This window comes from Halomonas ventosae (assembly GCF_004363555.1).
In the GTDB taxonomy this organism is placed as follows: domain Bacteria; phylum Pseudomonadota; class Gammaproteobacteria; order Pseudomonadales; family Halomonadaceae; genus Halomonas; species Halomonas ventosae.
In genome coordinates this window covers 1-1,616 of record NZ_SNZJ01000034.1, presented here as the reverse complement: position 1 = coordinate 1,616, position 1,616 = coordinate 1, and the positions used below count along the sequence as shown (strand labels likewise).

Here is a 1,616-nt window from a genome sequence, read left to right as displayed (position 1 = left end):
GACGCGGTAGAGGAGCGTCGTGTAAGCCGACGAAGGTGGATCGAGAGGTCTGCTGGAGGTATCACGAGTGCGAATGCTGACATGAGTAACGACAAGGGGAGTGAAAAACTCCCCCGCCGGAAGACCAAGGGTTTCTGTTCGACGCTAATCGGAGCAGAGTGAGTCGGCCCCTAAGGCGAGGCCGAAAGGCGTAGTCGATGGGAAACGGGTCAATATTCCCGTACCTCACTGTATTGCGATGGGGGGACGAAGAAGGCTAGGTGAGCCAGGCGTTGGTTGTCCTGGTGAAAGTCAGTAGGCTGGGGGATCAGGCAAATCCGGTTCCCCAAGGCCGAGAGACGAGACGAACAGACTACGGTCTGGAAGTCATCGATGCCACGCTTCCAGGAAAAGCCTCTAAGCTTCAGATACAGTGGGACCGTACCCCAAACCGACACAGGTGGTCAGGTAGAGAATACCCAGGCGCTTGAGAGAACTCGGGTGAAGGAACTAGGCAAAATGGTGCCGTAACTTCGGGAGAAGGCACGCCGGACTAGGGTGACGGGACTTGCTCCCTGAGCCTGAACCGGTCGAAGATACCAGGTGGCTGCAACTGTTTATTAAAAACACAGCACTCTGCAAACGCGCAAGCGGACGTATAGGGTGTGACGCCTGCCCGGTGCCGGAAGGTTAAGTGATGGTGTTAGCGCAAGCGAAGCTCCTGATCGAAGCCCCGGTAAACGGCGGCCGTAACTATAACGGTCCTAAGGTAGCGAAATTCCTTGTCGGGTAAGTTCCGACCTGCACGAATGGCGTAATGATGGCCACGCTGTCTCCACCCGAGACTCAGTGAAATTGAAATCGCAGTGAAGATGCTGTGTACCCGCGGCTAGACGGAAAGACCCCGTGAACCTTTACTATAGCTTCACACTGGACGCTGATGTTGCTTGTGTAGGATAGCTGGGAGGCTTGGAAACCGTGGCGCCAGCCACGGTGGAGCCAACCTTGAAATACCAGCCTGGCATCATTGGCGTTCTAACTCAGGTCCGTGATCCGGATCGAGGACCGTGTGTGGTGGGTAGTTTGACTGGGGCGGTCTCCTCCCAAAGCGTAACGGAGGAGCACGAAGGTACCCTCAGCACGGTTGGAAATCGTGCATTGAGTGCAAGAGCATAAGGGTGCTTAACTGCGAGACAGACACGTCGAGCAGGTACGAAAGTAGGTTCTAGTGATCCGGTGGTTCTGTATGGAAGGGCCATCGCTCAACGGATAAAAGGTACTCCGGGGATAACAGGCTGATACCGCCCAAGAGTTCACATCGACGGCGGTGTTTGGCACCTCGATGTCGGCTCATCACATCCTGGGGCTGAAGTCGGTCCCAAGGGTATGGCTGTTCGCCATTTAAAGTGGTACGCGAGCTGGGTTTAGAACGTCGTGAGACAGTTCGGTCCCTATCTGCCGTGGGCGTTGGATGTTTGAGAAGTGCTGCTCCTAGTACGAGAGGACCGGAGTGGACGCACCTCTGGTGTTCCGGTTGTCACGCCAGTGGCATTGCCGGGTAGCTATGTGCGGACGGGATAACCGCTGAAAGCATCTAAGCGGGAAGCCCCCTTCAAGATGAGACATCCCCGAGGCCT

The 1,616-nt window shown here is 55.9% G+C and carries 1 rRNA gene (running past one end of the window); it reads left to right on the top strand.

Annotated features, from left to right (window positions below):
- A 23S ribosomal RNA gene (locus DFP85_RS18655) occupies positions 1-1,616 on the top strand (its annotated part extends 1,265 nt beyond the left edge of the window); the annotation flags it as partial.